Source organism: Pantoea cypripedii (genome assembly GCF_011395035.1).
GTDB lineage: Bacteria > Pseudomonadota > Gammaproteobacteria > Enterobacterales > Enterobacteriaceae > Pantoea > Pantoea cypripedii_A.
Map to the genome: position 1 here is coordinate 2,269,020 of NZ_CP024768.1, position 25,364 is coordinate 2,294,383.

General features: G+C 49.8%; 25 protein-coding genes, 1 pseudogene and 1 other annotated feature. Of the genes and pseudogenes, 8 read left to right on the top strand and 18 right to left on the bottom strand.

The genetic code is table 11. From position 1 onward, the window contains the following. Window positions 1–94 precede the first annotated feature (94 nt). Window positions 95–286 (top strand): hypothetical protein, encoded by a 192-nt coding sequence (locus CUN67_RS10540; protein ID WP_208715255.1) that lies wholly within the window; start codon window positions 95–97, stop codon window positions 284–286. Between the two features lie 63 nt (window positions 287–349). Here the strand turns inward: CUN67_RS10540 and CUN67_RS10545 are convergent, their stop codons facing one another. The 15 genes from CUN67_RS10545 to CUN67_RS10615 all read right to left on the bottom strand — a co-directional run bounded on the left by CUN67_RS10545 (window position 350) and on the right by CUN67_RS10615 (window position 12,845). Beyond that, on the bottom strand, window positions 350–1,000 hold the full coding sequence (locus CUN67_RS10545) for a hypothetical protein (protein WP_208715257.1): 651 nt from the start codon (window positions 998–1,000) through the stop codon (window positions 350–352). Between the two features lie 19 nt (window positions 1,001–1,019). Continuing rightward, complete coding sequence (locus CUN67_RS10550) at window positions 1,020–1,367, bottom strand: DUF1493 family protein (RefSeq protein WP_439332258.1); 348 nt, start codon at window positions 1,365–1,367, stop codon at window positions 1,020–1,022. A 662-nt stretch (window positions 1,368–2,029) separates the two neighbouring features. Beyond that, the gene (locus CUN67_RS10555; protein WP_208715259.1) at window positions 2,030–2,233 is read right to left on the bottom strand and encodes a hypothetical protein; all 204 of its coding nucleotides are present in this window, start codon (window positions 2,231–2,233) and stop codon (window positions 2,030–2,032) included. 109 nt (window positions 2,234–2,342) lie between these two features. Then, window positions 2,343–3,362: a major capsid protein gene (locus CUN67_RS10560; protein WP_208715261.1), complete on the bottom strand. Its 1,020-nt coding sequence runs from the start codon at window positions 3,360–3,362 to the stop codon at window positions 2,343–2,345. Window positions 3,363–3,380: 18 nt separating this feature from the next. Beyond that, the gene (locus tag CUN67_RS10565; protein WP_208715263.1) at window positions 3,381–3,725 is read right to left on the bottom strand and encodes a hypothetical protein; all 345 of its coding nucleotides are present in this window, start codon (window positions 3,723–3,725) and stop codon (window positions 3,381–3,383) included. 730 nt (window positions 3,726–4,455) lie between these two features. Then, the gene (locus CUN67_RS10570) at window positions 4,456–4,962 is read right to left on the bottom strand and encodes a hypothetical protein (protein WP_208715265.1); all 507 of its coding nucleotides are present in this window, start codon (window positions 4,960–4,962) and stop codon (window positions 4,456–4,458) included. A gap of 152 nt (window positions 4,963–5,114) precedes the next feature. Next, window positions 5,115–5,612, bottom strand: a complete 498-nt coding sequence (locus tag CUN67_RS10575; protein ID WP_208715267.1) for a hypothetical protein — start codon at window positions 5,610–5,612, stop codon at window positions 5,115–5,117. Further along, window positions 5,585–6,430 (bottom strand): DUF6945 domain-containing protein, encoded by an 846-nt coding sequence (locus tag CUN67_RS10580; RefSeq protein WP_208715268.1) that lies wholly within the window; start codon window positions 6,428–6,430, stop codon window positions 5,585–5,587. Before CUN67_RS10580 ends, CUN67_RS10575 begins: the two co-directional genes overlap by 28 nt. Next, window positions 6,405–6,608 (bottom strand): hypothetical protein, encoded by a 204-nt coding sequence (locus tag CUN67_RS10585; protein WP_208715269.1) that lies wholly within the window; start codon window positions 6,606–6,608, stop codon window positions 6,405–6,407. Before CUN67_RS10585 ends, CUN67_RS10580 begins: the two co-directional genes overlap by 26 nt. A 3-nt stretch (window positions 6,609–6,611) precedes the next feature. After that, window positions 6,612–7,052: a hypothetical protein gene (locus CUN67_RS10590; RefSeq protein ID WP_208715270.1), complete on the bottom strand. Its 441-nt coding sequence runs from the start codon at window positions 7,050–7,052 to the stop codon at window positions 6,612–6,614. Window positions 7,053–9,076: 2,024 nt separating this feature from the next. Further along, the gene (locus CUN67_RS10595; protein WP_208715271.1) at window positions 9,077–9,754 is read right to left on the bottom strand and encodes a DNA N-6-adenine-methyltransferase; all 678 of its coding nucleotides are present in this window, start codon (window positions 9,752–9,754) and stop codon (window positions 9,077–9,079) included. Between the two features lie 43 nt (window positions 9,755–9,797). Further along, a complete protein-coding gene (locus CUN67_RS10600; protein ID WP_208715272.1) occupies window positions 9,798–10,568 on the bottom strand; it encodes a DUF3800 domain-containing protein in 771 nt (256 codons plus the stop codon). A gap of 174 nt (window positions 10,569–10,742) precedes the next feature. Continuing rightward, window positions 10,743–11,168 (bottom strand): glutaredoxin-dependent arsenate reductase, encoded by a 426-nt coding sequence (gene arsC / locus CUN67_RS10605; protein ID WP_208715273.1) that lies wholly within the window; start codon window positions 11,166–11,168, stop codon window positions 10,743–10,745. 13 nt (window positions 11,169–11,181) lie between these two features. After that, window positions 11,182–12,471, bottom strand: coding sequence for an arsenic transporter (locus CUN67_RS10610; RefSeq protein ID WP_208715274.1), 1,290 nt, complete (start codon window positions 12,469–12,471; stop codon window positions 11,182–11,184). Between the two features lie 53 nt (window positions 12,472–12,524). After that, on the bottom strand, window positions 12,525–12,845 hold the full coding sequence (locus CUN67_RS10615; protein WP_208715275.1) for a metalloregulator ArsR/SmtB family transcription factor: 321 nt from the start codon (window positions 12,843–12,845) through the stop codon (window positions 12,525–12,527). 88 nt (window positions 12,846–12,933) lie between these two features. Between CUN67_RS10615 and arsH the strand changes: the two genes are divergently transcribed. After that, window positions 12,934–13,635, top strand: coding sequence for an arsenical resistance protein ArsH (arsH, locus tag CUN67_RS10620; protein ID WP_208715276.1), 702 nt, complete (start codon window positions 12,934–12,936; stop codon window positions 13,633–13,635). 26 nt (window positions 13,636–13,661) lie between these two features. On the opposite strand, the gene CUN67_RS10625 is transcribed toward arsH, so the two are convergent. Next, on the bottom strand, window positions 13,662–15,338 hold the full coding sequence (locus CUN67_RS10625) for a tyrosine-type recombinase/integrase (RefSeq protein WP_208715277.1): 1,677 nt from the start codon (window positions 15,336–15,338) through the stop codon (window positions 13,662–13,664). Between the two features lie 887 nt (window positions 15,339–16,225). Here CUN67_RS10625 and CUN67_RS10630 point away from each other — a divergent pair. Further along, entirely contained in the window at window positions 16,226–16,882 is a 657-nt protein-coding gene (locus tag CUN67_RS10630) for a serine protease (protein ID WP_208715278.1), read from the top strand. On the opposite strand, the gene CUN67_RS10635 is transcribed toward CUN67_RS10630, so the two are convergent. Beyond that, window positions 16,883–17,503, bottom strand: coding sequence for an L-threonylcarbamoyladenylate synthase (locus CUN67_RS10635; RefSeq protein WP_208715279.1), 621 nt, complete (start codon window positions 17,501–17,503; stop codon window positions 16,883–16,885). Window positions 17,504–17,515: 12 nt separating this feature from the next. Then, window positions 17,516–18,400 carry an RNase RNM gene (gene rnm, locus CUN67_RS10640; protein ID WP_208715280.1) on the bottom strand — a complete coding sequence of 295 codons (885 nt, stop codon included), beginning with the start codon at window positions 18,398–18,400 and terminating at the stop codon, window positions 17,516–17,518. A gap of 154 nt (window positions 18,401–18,554) precedes the next feature. Next, window positions 18,555–18,659, top strand: a sequence feature (Trp leader region). Window positions 18,660–18,682: 23 nt separating this feature from the next. On the opposite strand from rnm, the gene CUN67_RS10645 reads away from it, so the two are divergent. The 5 genes and pseudogenes from CUN67_RS10645 to trpA all read left to right on the top strand — a co-directional run bounded on the left by CUN67_RS10645 (window position 18,683) and on the right by trpA (window position 25,245). Continuing rightward, entirely contained in the window at window positions 18,683–20,245 is a 1,563-nt protein-coding gene (locus tag CUN67_RS10645; protein WP_208715281.1) for an anthranilate synthase component 1, read from the top strand. Beyond that, window positions 20,245–21,838, top strand: a pseudogene (gene trpD, locus CUN67_RS30380) (bifunctional anthranilate synthase glutamate amidotransferase component TrpG/anthranilate phosphoribosyltransferase TrpD). Before CUN67_RS10645 ends, trpD begins: the two are co-directional and overlap by 1 nt. A gap of 7 nt (window positions 21,839–21,845) precedes the next feature. Continuing rightward, window positions 21,846–23,207 carry a bifunctional indole-3-glycerol-phosphate synthase TrpC/phosphoribosylanthranilate isomerase TrpF gene (gene trpCF, locus CUN67_RS10660; RefSeq protein WP_208717166.1) on the top strand — a complete coding sequence of 454 codons (1,362 nt, stop codon included), beginning with the start codon at window positions 21,846–21,848 and terminating at the stop codon, window positions 23,205–23,207. Between the two features lie 44 nt (window positions 23,208–23,251). Further along, window positions 23,252–24,442: a tryptophan synthase subunit beta gene (gene trpB, locus CUN67_RS10665; RefSeq protein WP_084875136.1), complete on the top strand. Its 1,191-nt coding sequence runs from the start codon at window positions 23,252–23,254 to the stop codon at window positions 24,440–24,442. Next, window positions 24,442–25,245: a tryptophan synthase subunit alpha gene (gene trpA, locus CUN67_RS10670; protein WP_208715282.1), complete on the top strand. Its 804-nt coding sequence runs from the start codon at window positions 24,442–24,444 to the stop codon at window positions 25,243–25,245. The genes trpB and trpA overlap by 1 nt, the downstream gene beginning before the upstream one ends. The last annotated feature ends 119 nt before the right edge of the window (window positions 25,246–25,364 follow it).

The window sequence follows — 25,364 nt, forward strand, 5'->3', positions numbered from 1 at the left end:
GTAATGAAAATTCCCCCGGTTCGCCGGGGGTTATCCGGGCATATCCATTTTAATTATTTGCGAAGGCTAATTCCCTTTGAGGCTAATTCCTTATATGAAAATTCAAATTAATATCCCTGGCATGAATGTTCCTGCTTTTGTTTCCTGCGATCCTGACGTCATCAATCGTAAGTCTCTGTGTTCTTCACTGGGGCTGGATAATGTCACATTGTGCCGTCTGGAGAAAGCGATGGGATTCGAGCGGGCTTTACGCTATATGCTGGACAAGAAAGCGAAACGGACCTAAATATTCTAAAGTACAGATTTAAAGGGCTAGCCTTAACGGGCTGGCCCTTTTTGTTTATATGAATTAATGAATTTCAAAAATCTCTGAAATTTTAAGTGATTTGATATCGTGGCTGGATTTTGAGGCTGCATCATATGCTTTCGAATAATTTTTGAACAGTTCCTCATAACTCTCAAAAACATGCTTATCAAGCGTCGAATGTTGCTGAAGTATTATTTCTCTGGTTTTTCTAAAAAAATCCACTGTCTGCTTAAAGAACTCATCATGCTCGATAATAAGTTTAAAAAAATCTATATGGCCTGCCCCGTCATAATATTTAGTTTTTACCGCTAGTGAACGCCTGATGCTATCTTTGAAGGATGAAAGCAACTCATAACTTATGGCAGATTTTTCAGTAACAGCTTTATCTTCTTCATAAACCAAAAATTTAGTCGGATTAAGTTTATCGTGCAAGCCATACATACGGCACACAGTTTCATACCCCGATAATGCCATGTTGTAAACCTTTAGATACTTACCAGAAAGCGCATGCAACTCATCAAACACATCATCGGCAGCTTTATTAGCTTTCGATGATATCCAGTTGTTTGCAGTTTTCACACCCCATAAAGCAGCAACCGCCATAATGGTATTAGCAATAGCTCCTACAACATCAGATGCACTTCCCCATTGAAAACTGCTTAACCAATCCCAGATCTTGCTTATAAGAAGCATATTTCATCCTGCGTCATATCTAATCAAACAACCAACGCCCCGCCTCTGCTGACTCGATCAGCATACGGAGGGTTAGCGGCTTTGGCTCGACTTGCTGGACCTTTTGTGACTTTGGACGCAGAAAATTAGGCAGGATACCTTTTTCATAAGGCCAATATGCAAGGAAGTTAAAATTACTGCTGTCAACATAAAAGCGCTGAAAGTAGTCCTGCATGATTTCGTCGCCTGTCTCTCTCGCCCAGGGATATTTATCGGTATTCAGGCTAGTATCAGGCGTTAAAACAGGTTTATCTTTTGCAAAGAGAGGCTTAGTGTTGTAGTTGGTTTCATACCACTCCATAATCTCATTTTCGATTTTCAGACTCACCAGCAGTAATCTCCTGTCAGCTTCTACAATAAAAATTCAGATCGACAGGCTTACCTCCAACACTGATTTGCACACCTGCATTTATCAGCGCTTTTGCGTAATCCCGATAGTTTTCTTGTGATCTATTAGGAGAGTAATTATTAGGTAAAGAATCCTTAGGCTGGTCAGGGATTAAATTCAAATGGACCGCCAGATCCTTTATTATCTGTCTTGCCGGTTCCGAGTTGATGTCTTTCTCAAAGCATCTCTCAGTGACAGCATTCACGCCTTTACGTCTGTATGTATAAAGTATCATTTTATTCTCTCTGCGACCTTCCCATATCTAACATAAACCCCCTAGGGAAAAAGGCAATATGTGGATAATGATTCAATTGAATCATGTAACACAAGAAGGGATACAAAAAGCACCTAAATCATGTGATACAGACTGATGATCACCAGAACAGGGATGATTTTAACTTGATGTTTTATATAGAAATTTTATTTAAGTTGACCGCCTTCCCAGGCGTCATAGTGAAAATAAAATATCTTTTATTTTCAATGATTTAAGTTGTGATTCGGGTGCTATTATACAGCCTTTTCACCACTGTGTAACCTCCTTTGTTGTCCATCAAGTTGTACAGTTATCCAGTCACAAAAAAAGCCGGGAAATAATCCCGGCTTTAGGTGTTGAGCTTCTTTTTTCGTTTCTCTGTCGCAGCTTCTCTGATCGCTGTCTCCAGCCCTTTGGCATTGATATGATCGAACAGTGTTGACCGTTTCATGCCAAGATAACGCGCCAGAGCCGAGAGATTGATGATTGAATCGTCATCGCCCTTAATCGTGAGCACTGGCACAGAACCAACCCCAAGCAATTGTAATCTCATGGTTTAATCTCCTTTCCTTTGCCTCGCCACCTTTCAATGGCGGAGCCTTTCCCACTGCATCAGCAGCGGGGGCAAATCATGCCCCCAATATCTGCCATACGGTGTCCGCTTACGCAGCATCATCCATCGTCACTTTCAAAACGAAGTCTGGACGCATAGGGATTTGAATCTGAGATAGCTCACTAACCACCTCATAATTCATGAAGCGTGGATCGCGGATCACATAGTGGTAAGATGGATAGACCGGGCCAGATGCAACCTCTGCGTGCCGTGAGGCAGGAGTCACGTACGTCATGTACGGACTCAAATCACCTTCAACGATATTTCCGAACGTAGCCAGCATAAATCCGGTTCCCTCTTTAATCTGATAAAGAGGATCATCAACCTGAATTACGGTCACGCGTCCAAGATTAAATCGGTCATATGCGCCCAGTTCAGTTGGGAAGATGATGTCGTTAGAAGTCGCTCCAAATAGTGCAGCCTGATACGCAGTTGGGTTGCCTTGGATCGCAGTAAACAGAGATGGTGATGCCAGCAAGTAAATCTGCGCGATGCTTGAACTCCAACCGCCGAGTGCTTTTTTGAGCTTGGTCACAGCATTCTGCATCTCAGTGATCACATTGTCCCCTAATCCTGTTTTCACTGTGATGGACGGCTGTTCAATCCCCCAGAATTCAGTCCAATCAATTGTTGGGCCTTCACGTAGGTGCGTAGCTTCGACGGTATTATGCAGCAAGCTCTGTGCCATTTGATATTCAACATCGCGGCGGGCTTGTAGATAGTGCTTAACAGCGTGGGTGGTCACAACGTCCTCAGCAGTTAATTGGCGATTTTCGCCCGAAGCACGTTTTCCCTGCCAGTCTTGGCTGGTAATTGTTGAGCTGTAAACGTGTAGAGGGGCTTGGACAGTGATGTTAGCCGCTTTCGGGAAGTTGATAGCACTCATGGACGAGCTGTATCTGGCTTGGCTCAGCGTCACTTCACGTTGCACGTCTTCAATAGAGTCCACAGAAATAATCTGGGTATCGCTGGGGCGTGTAGTGAAAATGCCAAGGGAACTCAGCAAGAAGCCATCGCCATAAGGTTTTACAAATTGCCCACTTAGATTATGGAAAGCATTAAATTTCATATTGTTATCGTTCCTTGATTAAATAGCGGTATTAGCATCAGCAATGCGGTTGCCTTGCTTGATCAAAGCGGTGTATGCAGCATCTTTTGCTGTGGTAGCTACAACCAGACCACTAGGGTTGAAAACACAACCACGGTCAGAAATGACCAAGCTACGCACTTCACCTGCAATCTGGTTTTGAAGTGCGACTGCACAGTTATCCGCATCAGAAGCAACGTATGCCGCTCCAGTGGTTGGGTTGATCACATCTCCGCAAGCAACGTCAGCAGCGAGATCAATGATCACCGTGTGCTTATGCATCACTGGGTCTGAGGTATAAATCAGAACGTCAGCGGGGGTCTTGCTTTCATATTCAAAAGCCATGTTTTGTTTCTCCATCAGAGTTGATTTTCGCGGCTGATATGCCGCTGTTATCGTCTGCATTATCAGTCCGACACTTTTGCCGGATGCAGGCAGCACTAAAGCCCGATGCGGTACGATCCGCTTTCAGGCTGAGGAGTAACGAGGGAGAGCTTTAAGCTGTGTGCATGGCACTTTGTGCAATACGCTTTGTGCATGATGCTGGGAGCGTATTGGGCTTGATCCATCAGATAAAAAGCACACCGAAACCGGAAACGGCTGAGGAGGTCGAATCCGGCACGGTGGCGGCAACAACGTGGAAACGTTTTTTCTGATGGAGGCAGAAAGAGGGAGCAGCAGCACGGTAATCCGGGATGAAGGCCCATAAACGCGCTGTGCTCGATGCCTTCAACGCTGGCAGGCGACCGGGTCTGGAAGACCGGATTTTGGCAAACCCATGGCGGCAAGGTTAGTCGCGCTCATGGAGAATTCTGTTTGATTTCGATAAGGCTGAGAGAGGCGAGAAGCATTTACCTTTCTTCTGCACCTTAACTGGAGGCACAGAAGAAAAGCGCCTGGCTGGAACAGGCGGCTTTATATTTCGTAAGGAGAATACAAGTAGGCAAATAATTGGCTGTAATTCGCGTAATACTTGACTCTGTCATATATTTTATCACCTGACTATATCTTTTGCAATAGCTATCCGATAAATTTTTCGCCTGCTAATAATCACTCTTATTTAATGGCTGAGTCATCACGCTGGGAAGGCATATCCCAAACGTTTTAGCGCTGCGAGCAGTTCCGCCGATGCATTCTCTAAAGCTGCCTTGTTCACCTGCAAGCTGATCATTCCAGGCTTGCCAGCCTTCATCAGTAAGGAGTCCGGGCGTAGGTTGGCGCTGTAGCCCTGACTCTCGTGGCAAAGGGCGATACCCTTTTCCTTTATGGTCTTGCCACGCTGTGCAGTTGGGGCGGTTGCGGGTGCCGCTGCTGCGGTTCCAGTCGCCGTGGTGGTCACTACCGAGCCTTGAGATAAGAAGCTGTTAACCGCCGCTGTTAACGTGTCCTGGGCTTGCTGAGACGCCTTGCGGAGTTCTTCCGGGCTGCTCGATGCATGGATCTTGCTGACGTTGGGTGTGTTGCTGCTATCGTTACTATGTGCTTTCTGCATTGAAAACAGAATTTCGGCGCGGATGTCTTCCAGTGCTTTGATTTTCATTATTTTTATTCCAAAGGTTTTAACGTGAGTACGGTGTTGCATTTGCGGTTGCTCAACCGATTCCTGGCGATATGCCACGCATAGCGAAGCGCAAGCCAGATGATAAGCGGCAAGTAAGTCGTGATGTCTGTCGTTAGTGTCATATCGGTGAAAAGCATAGGCCGGGCATTGGCGGCTTTAATGCGTGAATAGAGTTATTGCATTGCCTTCGCTATGCGGCGCTGGCGTTTGATCTTGTGCCTGGCTTTCACCGTTGGCAGTTTGCACACATCGGCGAATTCCTTCGGGAAATAAGCAAGCATCTCGGCGTCTGTACATCCGGCACGATGAAGGAAGTAGCGCAATGAAACGTAGCTCAAACCATCACAGCGGCTGCGGATCTGTTCTGGGTGCAACTTTGATAGCCACAAGTCATTGATATAGCTAATCCGGGTTTCCATGCCCATGTTGGCCCAGGTTGTTGAGACCTGTTTTCTTGTGAGTTGCCACACCTCAGAGAAGGCAATCCCCACACTATCCGCCACCACTTGCGGCGAAAATCCACGATCAAGCAGTAATCGTGCGTTGCGGAGGGTGCTGGGTGATGATGGATTTGAACGGGATTTGTAAGTCAGGTTCGCCAGGGTGGCAAACATATCGGTAATTTTTGCTTCTTCTGCGGCGGTTAAGCCGCATCTGTCTTCATTGAACATTGATCCTCAGCACATGATAGCGGTTTATGAGTTTCGTCGATTTCGGTGGGTGCCGTGACACCTATTTGATTCCACACTATGCGGCAAGCATCTCTCCAGTCAGTCGCACCCTTACATTTTGCCCATTGCAAGGCATTCTCGGACAGGTGACCATGAATAAACGTGTCACCAGACCAAGGGGCGAAATACGCGTCACCTTGATCAGACCCGTTCATGCTGTTGGGCGTTGCACCCTCATTCGGCGCGGGTTCATCAGCATTATCCTGTGGGGACGGCTCTTGCTGTGCCTGGGGCGCTTCTTGCATGGTGCTCTTTTTCTTTGATGAATCCGCCTTTTGAACATATGACTTACTACGTTTCTTCCCGCTGGCACGTTGATGATCCCAAACAGGCTCGCCATCAAAATCCGCGAAGTCGATTTCCAGATTCTCGATGACATCCTTAAGACGGGAGGCAGTGAGTTTAACCAGGCCGCGCGGTGCGCCATTAACTTTTTTCCTTTCGCCAGTATCAGTTATCAATCCCAGGATTTTTAACGCACTTAACACCTCGTTCAGCTTGGTTTTCCCAATGTTCGTGCTTAACCAGATTTTTTTCTGGGACTGGTAGAACATACCTTCTTTGCTCTCAAACCCTTTGACCTGATTGAACAGATAAAGATAAACGCGGAGCATAGTTGCATCCCAGTCGATCACCTTTCCGGCATGTTCACCATTGCGGACTCTGATTTTACTTGCACACACCAGGCGCATTTCAATGTTGGTGTATGGTTCGTCTGGGGGTGGTACTTGTTTAGATTTTGCTGCCTGCGTGGTCATTGTTGTTTTCTCCTTCGTGATGTTTACCCAAGCCAGGTATAGGCAATCCGTTATCGAATCGCATTGCAACGGCGGTCAGCACGTCGCGGATCAATCGTGGAACCGTTGTCCCTTGTCGTTTTGCTTGTGCCAATAGGCCTTTGTAAACGTGGTCAGGTACGTTGATGCTCAGTGACATTTATCAGTCCTCACGATTGTTGTTCAGCAGCCCCGGAACAGGTTTTCCGGTCAATTCTTCCAGTTGGGTCGCAGACTCGATCACTTTCAGCATCAGAATCTGGCTGGGCATCAGCAACAGGGATGAATTCTTTACGTGGTACTCGCGCCAGGCTGAAAGAATCGGAGAGAGGATATCTTCCACCGTCTCACCTGCTGCAAGCCGTGCGTTATACGGCGCAAGCGTGGCGCGGATAGCATCAGCTTTGCGCTTTTGCTGCTTCATGTCTTTCAGGAGGTTTAAGGCTTCGCGGGTGTTCGGGTAGAGCTTGTCGGCTTTCGCTGCACCGCCTGCACGGTCTCGGAATCCGCTGAGGCTTTTCATAGTGGTGATGCGGTTCATGATTGCATCTACGATTGTGGCGGCGTCAGTTGTTGCAAAATCGATCTTGGCGGTTTTTGTCATTCAGTCCTCATAGGTTAGGTGGCATTGGTCTGTCTCATGTCATCGGTGTTAATCCGGGTCATCTTATATCTTGCCATAAGTGTAACATTATGTCAAGTAGTTTTTACTTTTTTAGGTTAAAGATTGGGTACTGTTACAGGTCAAATTACAGGTTACAATAAACATTGTCAACACAGAATTTGAGCCACGCAGGAGACACGCACAGCGATTTGAATTCAGAAGACACGGAAATGCATTGTCAGGTGTTATCTTCGCTTAGAATTGATTTCAGGAAGTTTACCGTTCAGGTGTGCGCCCGGCCTCGACTCTCGGGTTACACCCTCGTGACAGTTTCCAAAGCTGCGCGAAGGCGTAGCCTTCTTGCTGCCCAAAATGTGGCTGGCCTCTCCCGGTCAGGGAGAGATTAGCCGAACACTGTGGGCGATGAATATCGTGAAGCGCGGAGCATGGCGACTGAACAAGGTCAGAAAGAAAGATAGCCATCACAATGGCAATCTCAAAAGGTGTGGGTGTTGGCCTGCGGTAAGGTCTTCACGGCTAGGGAAGACCGCATAGGGTTTAAAGATAATTCAGGTTTTAACTTGATCTAATTCGCGGTTGTAATTGATCTAATTCATGTTCGTAATGCGAACTATTAACCACCCCTATAAAGTTCGTAATGCGAACGATTGAGGGCTCTATAAGGTTCGTAATACGAACGATTAATGCTAGGGCGGCGGCGATCCGCTCTGTGGTAGGCGCTGCGATTAACTGGATTTTTCAGCGGTGGTAAATAGCATTTAATTCCGATCAAATAGCGGTTAAATGGGCTGGACAGGCAGAGAAAAACGCCCTTTCCAGCTATCCCGGCATGTGTCAGACTATGCGCCCGGCTCGGTGCCTATAGTGAACATCAACAACCAAACCCGCCAGAAATAATCATAAACAGGCCTGGAACCCGCGCCAGCAAAGGAAGCGTTAAAACTATCGCCATGCAATGAAAACATTAAATCAATGATAGTTGTGGGCGGTGTTAGACCGGGAGCGATTCCCGTCACCCAGGTTGAAATACGCTAATCACGAAAAAATTTTTTCTGGCTGAAAATCCCTTCACCTGACGGCCTGCCAGCCACACAGACGCATGTTGATTTCGCCGGGTGCATTGCCTTGGATTGTTGGTGAACGCCTCGTTACGGTGGCTTAGATTAAGCCTGACGGCCTATGATGATGGTGTCTGGAGTGTTCACCGTTATTGGCTGCACTCTACGTTGATGGAAGCGCCGAACCGCGAACCATAGAGCACTGAGTCGATGACTTCATGCAGCCGCTGCCGGAAGGTAAAGTGTTGGAAATGTGCTTCCTGTTGCCTGGCGTCAGCCAATGTGCTGATTGCCAAAAACGAGGCGTTGGTCGTCAAAAAAGGCTATGCAATTCCGACCCGGTTTTATGCACGGTTTATGCAGCCGTTTTTACATGATTTACCCCAGAAAACCCCGATAAATAAGTCTCTTGCTGCGTATGTGGTGCGAGTGTTCATGGGTTGGTGCGCAATACAGCTATTATGTTAAATAGACGCCGAAATTGCCCAATTTTCTGGGCGGTTGAGTAATTTTTCCTGCTGTGTGTGCCGCACTGCCTGGGCGCTGTGTCGGTGCTCTGTTGATGGTCTCAGCGTTGATCACATGCTGATGTGACGCCGTGCCGCTATGCGTCTGGCGTGGACGTTGTTCACCGCTGCCGCAATCAACTTCATGGCGTCTCGAAACCCGGAAGGAACTTGATGTGTAACTAACTGATATTTCTCGATTTTTGATGGTTTTTCTCAAGGGCGGGGCAGTCCGTCTAACCGTGCTGCCTGGGAGCCAACGACATTTGCAGCCTTCTACATTAGAAGCACCCCGGGTTGTTATTTCCGCCCCGGAGGGGCGAAGGGTAAAGCAATGCAGATTAACGCGGTATGAGTGGCGGAAATACGAAGTGTATGGAGGAAATTCGGTGTGTTTGATGTGCATAACGCGCCATAATCATGGGGGGTTAAGGCGCAATTAAGACAACCTTTGTGCAATCCTCTGGACTGTTCGTAATGGTACTTTCAGCCGTTCGGCAATCTCTTTTGGCGTTGCCCGTTTACGTTCATAGAGGTCGATAACCTGATCCAGCACTTCCGCATCATAGATTGTCGGCCTGCCCGGAACGCTCCCCCGGTTGATGACGTGCAACAACAATGCAGTGTCAGCACAATTGACAATCTGCCTTATCTCTCCTTTGCGTGGAACGTTGCGGAAGATAACCACACAACAGGCCATTGGAGCACGGTTATTTAACCTCTTCTGCTTAGTGCCTGGTGCAGCCTTGAACCGCACATTACGAGACAGAAAACGGATTTCGTGAGCATTCGGGTTCATCAGAATGAGTTTTAGCCACCACTTAGCCTGTGTTCTCACCGGGATCAGAAAGCAGGTCACTACCGCTTTGTGAGCATGTCCAATGAATGATGGGATCTGGCTGTAGGGCGGATTGCACCATATCGAGGATTCAGCACCCCAATCTTGCTTTAACGCGTCTTCTTCCTCAGTCCAGAACCTGGGGCATAACGCGTTATCAGCGCTTGCCGCCGCATCTAAAGTAAAGGTGAATTCTTTGTTCAAGCCACGGAACAGTGACCACGGCGATTGCCAGTTATCATTACCGCCCCGTTCTTTTCCTATAGAAAGATGGTGCAATTTGATCTATCCCATTCAGAACGGTGAGCAATCTTCAAATCACTCATGACAACTCTTCTCGTCGCACAAGAGGCACACTGTAGTCCGCCCTTATTGCCATGGTATCAGGTACCCTTCTCACCTCCAGTGGAAAATGCCAGATGTTAAAGTCTTTGTTTGGATAGGTATCGTAATGAAAGACATCCCAACCCAGTAATGCAGCCATGCGCTGAAATGCGATCTCTTTAGCTACAGACAACTCTAATTCCGGGTTGAGGAACTTCAAATAGCCAGAGTTCACAGCTCCAGTGAGAATATCCACGACTTGCAATCCAAGATGATGTTTTGAATCCTGCATCGTTACTGATTGAACCAATTTTTTTACACCATCCCTTGCAAGCATGTTATTCGCAATGATGCCTGTAACTTCATCATTTTTCTTATACTTATCAATTTTCTGATCGATGATTACTTCAAGAGGGTTCTTTAACTGACGTGCTGTGTTTTTAACCAGCATTGTATACGTCTGATAGAATGCAGCTTCTTTGTCGGTCTGCCAGTTGCGATACATATTCTTGACGACAATGATTGAATGGAAGCAACAAGAGTTTCTTAACACCATCTTCAACAACTCGATGCAGATGTTTGCCTGACCCGCGCTGTTTTTGATTTTTGACCATTTGAGTTCGCCTACGATGCCGTACTTCTGCTTCAATCGTAAAACTCGCTCGTTGAAGATATCGAGAGTGTCCTTACGTATGCAAAGTAATCCAATACCATAACAACGGTCGCTCCCTGTCGTGCCACTTTCATCACCAAACGCTATGTATTCCATGCATGTACTCGCGCTAACGCCCAAATCCAAATCGGATTATTCTTAAGGTTATTTTATGATCAGGCTTAGAGCGTATCAATAGCATAAAAGATGAGCAGACATAAAAACAAAAAAAGTGCCTTTGAATCAGATGCTTTCATCGGCACGGTTAAAATTGGAACTTGAGCAGATTAGTTAAATCAGGCGATGACCATCCTTATCAATCAGTTTTTCACCATCTTCTTTACTGAATTCACCTTGCTGCGGGTTTGGCAGAATATCCAAAACAACCTCTGATGGCCTACACAACTTTGTCCCAAGGGGCGTAACAACGATTGGGCGGTTGATCAGGATTGGATGTGCAAGCATGGCCTGAATTAGCTCACTATCGCTAAAATGGTCTTCTGCCAATCCCAACTGCTCGAATGGTTCAACGTTCTTGCGAAGCAACTCGCGTGGGCTAATCTGCATCGCAGTAATCAACTGTTCGAGCTTATCGCGATCAGGTGGAGTCTCCAGGTAGAGGATAATTGTTGGCTCAACGCCGCTGTTACGAATTAGCGCCAGCGTGTTGCGTGATGTTCCACAGGCCGGATTATGGTAGATGGTAATATCTGTCATGTTCATTCTCACATTATTGGGTCAGCGCCAGGCACAAAGCCAGCGCACTCAGGGTCACAAACAACACTGGAAGTGTCATAACAACACCAACCCGGAAGTAATAACCCCAGCTAATTTTGATGTTTTTCTGGTCGAGTACGTGCAGCCAAAGTAGCGTCGCCAGACTTCCAATCGGTGTAATTTTTGGCCCCAAATCGCAGCCAATTACGTTGGCGTAAATCATGGCTTCTTTGATGACACCTTCCGCCATACTTGCGTCGATTGAAAGTGCACCAATCAAAACTGTTGGCATGTTGTTCATCACTGATGAAAGCATCGCCGTGACTAAGCCAGTGCCAAAGGTGGCGCTCCACAATCCCCCGCTTGCGAAGGTGTTTAACAATGAAGTGAGATACTGAGTTAGACCTGCATTTTTTAATCCGTAGACAACCAAATACATCCCCAGTGAGAAAATGACGATCTGCCAGGGCGCGCCACGCAAGACTTTTCCTGTATTGATGGCATGACCGCGTTTAGCCACGGCAAATAGAATCAGCGCCCCAGCAGCAGCAATCGCACTTACAGGGATTCCCAATGGTTCAAGAAGGAAGAAACCAACCAAGAGTAAGATCAGAACCAACCAACCCATTTTGAATGTTGCAGGATCTTTAATGGCATCAGTGGGTGATTTCAGCAGTGAGAGGTCGTATTCGGCTGGAATGTCTTTACGGAAGAAAAGGTGCAGTACCACCAGCGTGGCAATAATTGCAGCAAGATCGACAGGCACCATCACTGATGCATAATCAGTAAATCCCAGTTGGAAAAAATCCGCAGAAACAATGTTCACCAGATTGGAGACTATCAGCGGCAAACTTGCAGTGTCAGCGATAAAACCTGCTGCCATGACGAAAGCCAGTGTCGTTCCTTTACTGAAACCTAAAGCCAGCAGCATGGCGATAACAATTGGTGTCAGAATGAGCGCCGCGCCATCATTAGCAAATAAAGCAGCAACCGCAGCACCTAACAAGACGATGTAAGTAAATAATAACCGCCCTCGCCCGTTCCCCCATCTGGCAACATGCAAAGCGCACCATTCGAAAAATCCTGACTCATCCAACAACAGGCTGATGATTATTACTGCAATAAATGCAGCAGTTGCATTCCAGACGATATGCCAGACAGCCGGGATGTCATTCAACTGGATTACCCCAGTAGCCAAAGCCAGAACCGCACCTATCGAAGTAGTCCAACCGATGCTAAGCCCCCGAGGTTGCCAGATGACAAAAACGATAGTGAGAACAAAAATAGCGCCTGCGAGTAACATTCAAATCTCCTGCCCTGAAAAATACATACGTTTACGTGAATGTGTTTTTGTTATCAGTCGCACTCATTAGCGTTGGCTTTTTGGAGAGATTCGCGTACTTCATCGCGTTGGCTACCCCAGGCTGTATCTATAATTGTCGCTGCCCATGCTGGCATGTGAGGCGATAGGCGGTAGTGAATCCATTTGCCTTCACGGCGATCCAACACTAAGCCAGCATCCCTAAGCAAGGCTATATGGCGGGAGATCTTAGGTTGGGACTGGTTTGTAACAGCACAGAGATCGCACACACACAGTTCTCCAGCCTCACGTAAGAGCAAGATGATTGTTGTGCGCGTTTCATCAGCAAGTAGTTTGAAAAGTTGTACTGGGTGCATCTTCGGTGGTTCCAGAAAGAATTTAATACATACGATAATTCATATGTGTTAAAAGTAAAGGCAGATTTTAATCATTGAGGAACAACTGATGTCATTACTCCCCGCACTTGATGCTGAACACTTTGATCAATCTGTAGCCAACAAGTTGAGCGGTGACGAGCAACCACCTAAATTCCTGATCCTCTATGGCTCTGTACGTCAACGGTCGTTCAGCCGATTCTCTGCTGAGGAAGCCGCTCGTTTACTTACCGCAATGGGCGCTGAGGTAAAGATTTTTAACCCGTCAGGTTTACCACTACCGGATGATGCGCCAGAGACACACCCGAAGGTTCAGGAACTGCGTAGCATGGTTAGATGGTGTGATGGGATGGTTTGGAGTTCGCCAGAAAGGCACGGCGCAATGAGTAGCATCCTTAAGGCACAGATCGATTGGATTCCGCTTACTGAGGGTGCGATTCGCCCTTCTCAAGGAAAGACACTGGCTGTCATGCAAGTGTGTGGAGGTTCACAGTCTTTCAATGCAGTGAATCAAATGCGTGTTTTGGGGCGCTGGATGCGTATGTTCACTATTCCCAATCAATCATCTGTTGCCAAGGCATGGCAAGAATTTGATGAAGAAGGCCGAATGAAGCCCTCTTCATACTATGATCGCATCGTGGATGTGGTCGAAGAGTTATTCAAAATAACACTGCTCCTCAGACCCCATGTTGATTACCTTGCTGATCGCTACAGTGAACGCAAAGAGAATCATCAACAGCTATCAACACGAGTGAATCAGCAGAAAATCTGATCGTGATATCAAATACCGCCTTGCTTTTATGTCCAGTAAACTGAGTCAATCACCGGAATTAAGTCTTTGATTGCGAGGCGGTGAGTGTATCGCGCTGTGATTCCCAGTAATTGGCTGTGCTCATGTCCTACGATTTGTTGAACCAAAACAGGGCTGCTTGCTTTGCTGATGGCAGCAGAAATCCAAGAGTGGCGGATTGAGTGAACTACCCTTCTGTTCCCATAGTCATCGTACTCGGCAATACCTAACTGATCCCTTATCACTTTGAACATCGGTGTAAAAAGATCTGCCTTTACTGACAGCTTAGTGAAGATGTGATTTTTCTTACCTTTGATGAATTCCAGGAAGCCCCACTCGATAAGCTGATCAGATATCGGAACTTGTCGCATTGCTGCTTCCGATTTACCCCCTTCCGAAGCGATCATGAAATAACGGCGTCCGGTTTCGTGATCTTGTCGAATCTGATCGACTTTCAGACTTAAGATCTCGCCTCGCCGCGCCCCTGTATAAGATAAACAGAGTATGCCCCACCGCATTTCGCTATCAGGTGCAAGAGTTAGGGCATGTTCGACGAGCTTTTTCATTTCGTAGTTTTGATAATTACCATAGCGCCGCTCTTTGACTTCAACCTTGATGCCATCAGTTGGACTCATTTTCAGCAAGTCCTTCGCCTCGACTAAGTAGACCTTGAAGAATGAACGATAGATTTTCCAATGTTTCCCTGCTGATGCACTGCTTATTAGGTCATTGTCAGGAACGTCGTATTCGAGCAGTTGCTCAATGGTCATGCCACGATATGGCGATCTTATGCGGATAGGGAGAGCCTGAACTGCTTTCCAGACATTCCGCATATCCTGCTTGGTAATACTGGTGACTGGAACATTACCCAACACGGCTCTGAGGACTTCGAAGATCCGCTCATTTTCATTCGCAATGGTTGAAGTCCATTTCCCACCTTTTTCCGTTGTATACATCTCAATAGCTTCGTTCAGGCAGAGCTGAGACTGCTCAGAAGCAATGTGATCTGGATTGCCGTCAGCTAAAACATCCAATGCTTCTGGCAGCATCCGGCTTTCCATTTCGGCAGACTGATTTTTTAATGCATCTGTGAGTTGGCGATACTTGAGGAAGTCACCACCGTAAAATGCTTCATAAGCCTGATAGAGCATAACCCTGCTCATTGTGATTGCGCTGGCCGCCTTATCAACTTCGTCTGACACGCCTGTGGCGTCCAGATTCTTTTGCTCAAGGCCAAACCTCAGCAATTTTGAGAATTGATCTTCGCCCGTGTATAGCTGCTGGAGATTTTCCTCGGCGTATCGTTTCGCCACTTCCTCGGAGAGTTGCGGATCGATCAACTCGCCAGACGTTAATTTTTGGTGCCATTTACCAAGTTCTGGAATCGTTTCCGCCTCAATGGAGCCGAGTTTAAGCCAATGAGAGAGAAATTTATCCACGTCTTGCTTAGTAGCCTTGCGAACGCCCATGATCTCCAGTTTCAACGCCTCTTCGCTCATCGTTCCGTTCTGAACCAACGGAATGAAAGGCATCAGCCGTGACATAGTAACTTCAGCGATTTTCAGTGAGTCAGTGCCGAGTGATTGACGAAAGAACGCTCCAGAAGGGAGCCGGAAGTTGACGTAAAAGATGTTGCCACGCTTGGTTGTGAACTTAGGGCTGTTGTACAGTCGCTTGTTGGTCATCTTGTTGTACCCAATGTTGTAAAATCAAGGAGTTACATTGGAATCACAAGATAAACTCTTGATAATCAAGCCATAAGCACCGCCTTCCCAGGCGTCGTGGTAAGAAGGTGCAGATACAGGGATTACCAGTTCCCGTATCGGAATTTGTATCGCCTGCGTGACATCAGCAGTCCGGTCGGCAGGCGGCCCGCGATTTTACACTAAGCATAGCAGCGTTAACACCTTTTCCTTTGCTGCCGATAATAATGCCCATCCCCCCTTTCTCCGGTTTTTCCAGCAAAACACATTCATTCGTATAACTGATGGGTCAACCTCACCGCCCCCTGGCTGTTACCCCTCAAGCCCCTGAATTTTTGCTCTTTTAAAAACGGGGATATTCACAACAACTTAGTGGTACTTAAACAACCTGATACATTAGCCGCTTTCAAGACTGATTCGATAGCAGAGGCATCCAGACTTATAGATAATCGCCAATACATAGACTGAAATGCCACGACAAAACAGCAGAAACCACTAATAAAGTGAGTTAATTAAGACTTATCAGGCCATTAAATAAAAAATTATCAGATTATTAATATTGCACGTTGGATTAAGACTCTATTTTCTGAATTATTTTCCATGAATTAAAATTGATGAATTGTTCTGAATAAAAAACTGTGTAAAATTTGAACCTGAAATTTGGTGTGTCGTGATAATAAAAACATCAGCCTTACCATTTAATATCAACTTACTTACAATTTATTAACGACCATCCTGTAATTTCATTGATAATATAAACCGGCGCGCGCGGGAGTTGTTGCGTTAATTCATTCAGGTACGAATTAAACTTGCATGCCAAAAATCTTCACCAGGGATTTTACCGGCATGCCTGAATAAAGATCACTATCATGAGAACTTCTCTGCTTTGGCCTGCGCTCGCGTCGCTGGCACTGAGCGGTTGTTCCGTGGGCCATACTGAGTATAGTCGTGCGGCGCTGCAACACGTTGATATGAGCGTGACCGGCATCCCGACTGTACTGGGTTTAGGTGTCCTCGGCACAACCATCCCCTTAACGCCGGAATACAGTCTGACGGCGGCTCACGTCGCAACGACCGCCGTGCAGCGTGTAAAGGCTTATCATCCCTATTGTGATGTTGCCATTATTTATCACAAGAACGATCCTAAGACGTTGGTTAAATTCCGCAAAAGTGCAATCGGCGAACCGGTTAAGATGTACGGTTACAGTTTTATTTCTGCTATGCCCGTTGAATCAAGTGGCGTGAATTTAGCGCGTACCGCAATCAATAATCACTGGAATAAAAAACCCTGCGTAGCGATGGCGACAAATGCTGGCGTGGTACAGGGAATGTCAGGTGGCGCGGTATATAATGCCGACCAAACCATGGCAGGCGTTATTGTCGGATATAGCCATGAAATCGATAATATTCGTAGTGGTAAAACCGTATTAAAAGATGTCTCGCTCTATATTCCGTATGGCGAATTCAGAACCTGGCTGGAAACCAATATTGGCCAGACGCCTGAGACGACGCCCGGCCACGCATAGTTACTGGAAGGGGCGAATATCGCCGACGCCTTCGCGCACGATCACTGGAGCATCGCTGGTGAGATCGACCACCGTGGTCGGCTGCTGTCCCAGCGTACCGCCATCAATGATCAGATCCACCAGCTTGCCGATGCTGTGCTGGATCTCTTCCGGGTCAGATTCGGTGAAATCATTACCCGGCAGCATCAGCGAGGTAGACATCATCGGCTCATTGAGTGCCTCCAGCAGCGCCAGCGCCACAGGGTTTGACGGCACACGCAAACCAATGGTTTTACGTTTATCGTTCATCAAGCGACGTGGCACTTCTTTGGTCGCTTTCAAGATAAAGGTGTAATTACCGGGCGTATTATTTTTGATGATACGAAACGCCGAGTTATCCACCTGCGAATACGTCGAGAGTTCTGACAGATCACGACACATCAGGGTGAAATTGTGGTGCCCATCCAGCTGCCGGATACGGCAGATGCGCTCCATGGCATTTTTCTCTTCGAGACGACAACCCAGCGCATAACCGGAATCGGTTGGATAGACAATAACGCCGCCTTTGTTGAGATAGTCAACCGCCTGGTTGACCAGACGCGGCTGCGGATTATCCGGGTGAATATGGAACAGTTGACTCATAAAAACCTCATATCACCTGTCTGCTGGAACCAGATCAGGCGCAAGTGCGGGAAAACGTTCCCAGATCGGTTCGACACCGCCGGGTAACCACAACTTACGCCCCAACTCGATCCACGGACAGGGTTGGTGAAAATCAGATCCCTGCGACGCCGCCAGCTGATGATCGCGTGCATAGGTTGCCAGCTGACTACGTTCGTTCGGTGCCTGCTGGCATTGCGCCACTTCCATGGCGTCGCCACCCACTGCAGCAAAATGGGCAATCAGTCGTTTCAGCCATTTGCCGGAAAGACCATAACGCCCAGGGTGGGCCAGCACGGCATAGCCACCGGAATCATGAATTGCATCAATGGCTTGTTTAATTGTACACCATTGCGGAGGCACATAGCCGGTTTTCCCACGCGCCAGGTAGTTCTTAAACACCTGGGCCAGGTTGTCCGCTTTACCGATTTCAACTAAATAGCGGGCAAAATGACCACGGGTAATCACTCCCCCCTGCGCCAGACGTTGCGCGCCCGCCAGTGCATCAGGAATACGTGCGCGCTCCAGGCGCTCCGCAATCAGGTGTGCCCGATCAATGCGGCATTGATGTTGTTGCGCCAGAAATTGCGTCAGCTGAGGATGCTGGCAATCCACATGCAGTCCAACAATATGGATTTCATGATTCTCCCACAGGGTGGACGCTTCCAGCCCGGCCACCACCTTCAGCGGCAGCGCCTGTTCCAGCGCCGTCAATTGTGCTTCCGCCACTCCGGCAACGGTGTCGTGATCGGTAATAGCGAGCACACCAACACGCATCTCTGCCGCGCGCTGCACCAGCGCCGCAGGGGTGAGCAGGCCATCAGACGCCAGCGTGTGGCTGTGTAAATCGTAAAGGGGAAAACGGGGGATGTCCGTCAAGATAACTCCAGCAACTGCATAAACCGGCAGGCATGATAACGATTTTGCCCTGAACTGAAAAAGGGTATTGACTTTTTTCAGCCGAACCAGTTAACTAGTACACAAGTTCACACGTAACGGGTATTTAATCATGGCTGTTGTTCATACGCATTCAAATGGTTGGTGGCGCGATGTTCCCGAACACGGGCGACGTCGTCGTGCACAACTTGCGTAAACGCTGTGCAGATACCTAAGCCCGCCACCGAGCGGGCTTTTTTTTGAGCTAAATTCAGAGAAATCATCATGCCAAATGCGAAACCTACATTGAAGTTGATTACCGGCACCGCGCCCTACCGCGAAGATCCGGCCGCAGTGTTTCATCAGTTATGCGGCGCACGTCCGGCAACCTTGCTGCTCGAATCCGCCGATATCGACAGTAAACGTAACCTGAAAAGTCTGTTAATCGTTGATAGCGCCCTGCGCATCAGCGCGCTGGGCAACGTGGTCACCATTCAGGCGCTGTCGGAAAATGGTCGGGCGCTGCTGGCACTGCTGGATGAAGCTTTGCCACAGACGGTGCGCATTGAGGTGCGCCCGGATGGCCGTGAACTGCACTTCCCACAGCCACAGGATTTACAGGATGAAGATTCCCGTCTGAAAGCGTTGTCGGTATTTGATGCGCTGCGCCTGATCCCCCAACTGGTGCAAAGCCCGGTGGAGGAACGTGAAGCCATGTTCCTGGGGGGGTTGTTTGCCTACGACCTGGTGGCGGGATTTGAAGAGCTTCCGGCGTTGCAGAATGACCAGCGTTGCCCGGATTACTGTTTCTATCTGGCGGAGACCCTGCTGGTGATTGACCATCAGGAACGCAGCGCACGCCTGCAAGCCAGCCTGTTCTGTCCGTCCACCAGCGAGTTCCAGCGCTTGCAAAGCCGTATCGAGCAATTACGCGGGCAGATGACGCAGGCCGCCCCTGCTCTGCCGGTGCAGACGGTGGAACATATGGTGTTAAGCACCAACCAAAGTGATGAGGTTTACTGCAACGTTGTCAGCCAGATGCAGGAAGCGATTCGCATTGGCGAGATTTTCCAGGTCGTGCCATCACGCCGTTTCTCACTGCCGTGCCCGTCACCGCTGGCGGCTTATGACACGCTGAAGAACAGCAATCCCAGCCCTTATATGTTCTTTATGCAGGACCAGGATTTCGCGCTGTTCGGTGCCTCGCCGGAAAGCTCGCTGAAATACGACGCCACCAGCCGCCAGATTGAAATCTATCCGATCGCCGGTACCCGTCCTCGCGGTCGTCATGCCGATGGTTCGCTGGATCGCGATCTGGATAGCCGTATCGAACTGGAGATGCGTACAGACCATAAAGAACTCGCCGAGCATCTGATGTTGGTGGACCTGGCACGTAACGATTTGGCGCGCATCTGCGTACCCGGCAGCCGTTATGTGGCGGACCTGACCAGCGTGGATCGCTACACCTTTGTGATGCACCTGGTCTCACGCGTCGTCGGTACGCTGCGTCATGATCTTGACGTGCTGCACGCTTATCGCGCCGTGATGAATATGGGCACCCTGAGCGGCGCACCCAAAGTTCGCGCCATGCAACTGATTGCCAACGCCGAAGGCACACGCCGCGGCAGCTACGGCGGCGCAGTGGGTTACTTCACCGCGCATGGCGATCTCGACACCTGTATCGTTATCCGTTCGGCCTGGGTAGAGGATGGTGTTGCCACCGTGCAGGCCGGAGCCGGTGTGGTGCTGGATTCGCAACCCCAGGCGGAAGCCGACGAAAGCCGTAATAAAGCCCGCGCCGTGCTGCGCGCTATTGCCACCGCCCATCACTGCAAGGAGATCTTCTGATGGCCGATATCCTGCTGCTCGATAATATCGACTCCTTTACTTACAACCTCGTTGATCAGCTGCGGACCTTCGGCCACAACGTGGTGATCTACCGTAACAATCTGCCCGCCGAACTGCTGATTGAGCGTTTGCAGCAGATGGAAAACCCGGTGCTGATGCTGTCTCCAGGCCCTGGCGCACCGAAAGATGCCGGTTGTATGCCTGAACTGTTGCAGACGTTACGTGGCCGTCTGCCGATTATCGGCATCTGCCTCGGACATCAGGCGATTGTTGAAGCCTACGGCGGTCATGTCGGCCAGGCGGGTGAGATTCTGCACGGGAAAGCCTCGTCGATTACCCATGATGGGATCGGCATGTTTGCCGGCCTGAGCAATCCACTGCCGGTGGCGCGTTATCACTCGCTGGTTGGCAGCAATACCCCCGCTGAACTGACGGTAAATGCCAGCTACAACGGCATGGTGATGGCCGTGCGCCACGATGCCGACCGCGTGTGCGGTTTCCAGTTCCATCCTGAATCTATTCTGACCACCCAGGGCGCACGTTTGTTAGAACAAACGCTGGCCTGGGCGCTGGCGAAGTAATAGGGAGATAATGATGCAAGCAATTCTGGAAAAACTTTATCAGGCCCAGACACTGACCCAGGCCGAGAGCCATCAGCTGTTTAGCGCCATTATTACCGGTCAGTTAGAACCGACTCAGCTGGCAGCAGCGTTAATCGCCATGAAAGTGCGCGGTGAACGCCCGGAAGAGATCGCTGGCGCGGCCTCCGCACTGCTGGAAGATGCCAAACCCTTCCCGCGTCCGGATTACACCTTTGCCGATATCGTCGGTACCGGTGGCGATGGCAGCAACAGTATCAATATTTCCACTGCCAGTGCTTTTGTCGCGGCCACCTGTGGGCTGAAAGTGGCAAAACATGGTAACCGCAGCGTATCGAGCAAATCCGGTTCATCCGACCTGCTGGCAGCGTTCGGCATCAATCTGGATATGCCCGCAGAACAGGCGCGGCGTGCGCTGGATGATCTGAATGTGTGTTTCCTGTTTGCCCCGCAGTATCACAGCGGTTTCCGCCATGCGATGCCGGTGCGCCAGCAGTTGAAAACCCGCACGTTGTTTAACGTACTTGGCCCGTTGATCAATCCAGCGCGTCCACCGCTGGCGGTAATCGGCGTCTATAGCGCGGAGCTGGTGCTGCCCATTGCCCAGACGCTGAAAGTACTCGGCTACCAACGTGCCGCCGTGGTGCATGGTGGTGGTATGGATGAAGTGGCGCTGCACAGCCCGACTCAGGTGGCTGAACTGCGCGACGGTGAAATCACCGGCTATCAGCTGACCCCGGAAGACTTCGGTTTCCGTTATCACGACAAAGAAGCCCTGGCTGGCGGCACCCCGGAAGAAAACCGTGACATTCTCACGCGTTTACTCCAGGGTAAAGGCCAGCAGGCCCACGAGGAAGCGGTTGCAGTCAACGTGGCGATGCTGCTGAAAGTATTTGGTAATGAAGATTTGCGTGACAATGCGCAGCGTGCCCTTACCGCGATTCGCAGCGGCCAGGCATACGAACGTGTTGTCGCCCTGGCAGCGAGAGGATGAGATGAGCATTAAGGGAACCGTGTTAGAAAAAATTGTACTGGATAAAGCGGTATGGGTGGAAGCGCGTAAAGCGCAGCAGCCACTGACAACCTTCCAGAACAGCCTGCAACCGGCCGAACGCCATTTTTACGATGCGCTGCGCGGTACGCGTACTGCTTTTATTCTGGAATGCAAAAAAGCCTCTCCGTCGAAGGGTTTGATTCGCGAAGACTTTGATCCCGCCGCCATCGCCGGTATCTATCGTCATTATGCTTCCGCGGTATCAGTGCTGACTGATGAGAAATATTTCCAGGGCAACTTCGAATTTCTGCCCATCGTCAGTGCGGCGATTACCCAGCCAGTGCTGTGCAAAGATTTTATCATCGACCCCTACCAGATTTACCTGGCACGTCATTATCAGGCCGATGCCATCCTGTTGATGCTTTCGGTGCTGGATGATGACCAATATCGCCAGCTGGCTGCCGTGGCCCACAGCCTGAAAATGGGCATTCTGACTGAGGTCAGCAATGAAGAGGAGCTGGAGCGCGCCATTGCGCTGGAAGCGAAGGTGGTCGGTATCAATAACCGCGATCTGCGCGATCTGTCGATTGACCTGAATCGCACGCGCCAGCTGGCACCTCGACTGGGCCATGGCGTGACGGTGATTAGCGAGTCCGGCATTCATAATTATGCCCAGGTACGCGAGCTGAGTCATTTTGCTAATGGTTTCCTGATTGGCTCCGCCCTGATGGAAGAAGACGACCTCAATTCTGCGGTACGTCGCGTGCTGATGGGGGCGAACAAAGTGTGTGGCCTGACTCGCGCGGAAGATGCCCGTGTCGCGCATGAAGCCGGAGCCATCTATGGCGGTGTGATTTTCGCCAGCGGTTCACCGCGCCAGGTCAGTAGCGAGCAGGCTCAGGCAGTGATGGCCGCTGCGCCATTGAAATACGTCGGCGTGTTCCGTAATAACAGCATCAGTGACATTGTCACGCAGGCCACGACGCTGAAATTGTTTGCGGTTCAGTTGCACGGTGATGAAGACCCGGCATTCGTTGCCGAATTGCGCCAGGCGCTGCCGGACAACGTGCAGATCTGGAAAGCGCTCAGCATCAAAGACACGTTGCCCGCTCGCGACTGGCCACACGTCGACCGTTATGTGTTTGATAATGGCCAGGGCGGCACCGGCCAGCGTTTCGACTGGTCACTGTTACAGGGGCAGAAGCTGGACAACGTGCTGCTGGCGGGTGGATTGAGCGCCGACAACTGCGTCGAAGCCGCCCAGCTCGGTTGTGCCGGACTTGACTTCAACTCTGGTGTGGAATCGGCCCCCGGCATTAAAGATGCCAGCAAGATTGCCGCCGTTTTCCGCACGTTACGCGCCTATTAATTTCTCTTGCCCGCCGGAGCGGGCTGGATAAGGAAGATGAGAAGATGACGTTACTGAATCCCTATTTTGGCGAATTTGGCGGGCAGTATGTGCCGCAAATCCTGATGCCGGCATTGCGTCAGCTGGAGGCCGCTTTTGTTGAGGCCCAGCGCGATCCGGAATTTCAGGCAGAATTTACTGACCTGCTGAAAAACTATGCAGGTCGCCCCACCGCACTGACGTTGTGCCGCAACCTGACCAAAGGCAGCAAAACCCGCCTGTATTTGAAACGTGAAGATCTGCTGCACGGTGGCGCGCATAAAACTAACCAGGTTCTGGGCCAGGCGTTGCTGGCGAAACGCATGGGTAAGAACGAAATCATTGCGGAAACCGGAGCGGGTCAGCATGGTGTTGCCTCAGCGCTGGCGTGTGCGTTGCTGGGAATGAAGTGCCGCATTTATATGGGTGCGAAGGACGTCGAACGTCAGTCACCTAATGTGTTCCGTATGCGTCTGATGGGTGCTGAAGTCATTCCGGTACACAGCGGCTCGGCTACGCTGAAAGATGCCTGTAACGAAGCCCTGCGCGACTGGTCTGGCAGCTATGAAACCGCTCACTATATGCTGGGCACCGCTGCCGGTCCGCACCCGTTCCCGACCATCGTGCGCGAATTCCAGCGCATGATCGGCGAAGAGACCAAAGCGCAGATTCTTGAAAAAGAAGGACGTCTGCCGGATGCAGTGCTGGCCTGTGTCGGTGGCGGTTCGAACGCCATTGGTATGTTTGCTGATTTTATCGATGAAACCAGCGTCGGCCTGATCGGCGTGGAACCGGCAGGCCACGGTATCGAAACCGGCGAACACGGCGCACCGCTGAAACATGGTCGCGTGGGGATCTACTTCGGCATGAAAGCGCCGATGATGCAGACCGAAGAAGGACAGATTGAAGAGTCCTACTCTATCTCTGCCGGTCTCGACTTCCCGTCCGTCGGCCCACAGCACGCCCATCTCAACAGCATCGGACGTGCCGAATATGTGTCGATTACCGATGACGAAGCACTGGATGCCTTTAAACAGCTGTCCCGTTCAGAAGGTATTATTCCGGCTCTGGAGTCCTCCCATGCGCTGGCCCATGCGCTGAAGATGATCCGCGAGAATCCGGAAAAAGAACAGCTGCTGGTGGTTAACCTGTCCGGCCGCGGTGATAAAGATATTTTCACCGTTCACGATATTCTGAAAGCGAAGGGAGAGATCTGATGGAACGTTACAATCAGCTATTTAAACGTCTGTCGGCGAACAAAGAAGGTGCCTTCGTTCCTTTCGTCACCCTCGGCGATCCCTCTCCGGAAATGTCGCTGAAAATTATTGATGCATTGGTTGCCGGTGGTGCCGATGCGCTGGAGTTAGGCATTCCCTTCTCCGATCCGCTGGCGGATGGCCCAACCATCCAGAATGCCACGCTGCGTGCTTTTGCTGCCGGTACCACCACTGCGCAATGCTTCGAAATTCTCGCCAGCGTGCGCCAGAAATACCCTGATCTGCCGATTGGTCTGCTGATGTACGCAAACCTGGTGTTCAGTAAAGGAATCGATAATTTTTACGCGCAATGTGAAGCCGTAGGAGTGGATTCTGTGCTGGTGGCAGATGTGCCGGTGGAAGAGTCTGCCCCGTTCCGTCAGGCGGCGATGCGTCACAACGTCGCACCGATCTTTATCTGCCCGCCGAATGCCGATGATGACCTGCTGCGCGAGATCGCTTCACATGGCCGTGGCTATACCTATTTTCTGTCCCGCGCCGGGGTAACCGGTTCAGAAAATCGCGCTCACGTGCCGCTGCAACATCTGATCGACAAGCTGCATGAATACCATGCTGCGCCGCCATTGCAGGGGTTTGGTATCTCAGAACCCGGTCAGGTGAAAGAAGCCGTAGCCGCCGGTGCAGCCGGTGCGATTTCGGGATCGGCGATTGTGAAGATCATCGAACGTAACCTGAACCAACCTGACGTTATGCTGAGTGAGCTGAAAACTTTTGTCAGCAATCTGAAGGCCGCCACGCGTTAATCCCTTCCCGCCTTATCCGCCCTGCTGCGGATAAGGTGGTTTCCCCTCCCCGCCATGATGATCATTTCGCGTTTTTTCGCTGTGTTGATTTTGTAAGCACACCCGTTTTAGTTCTAAAC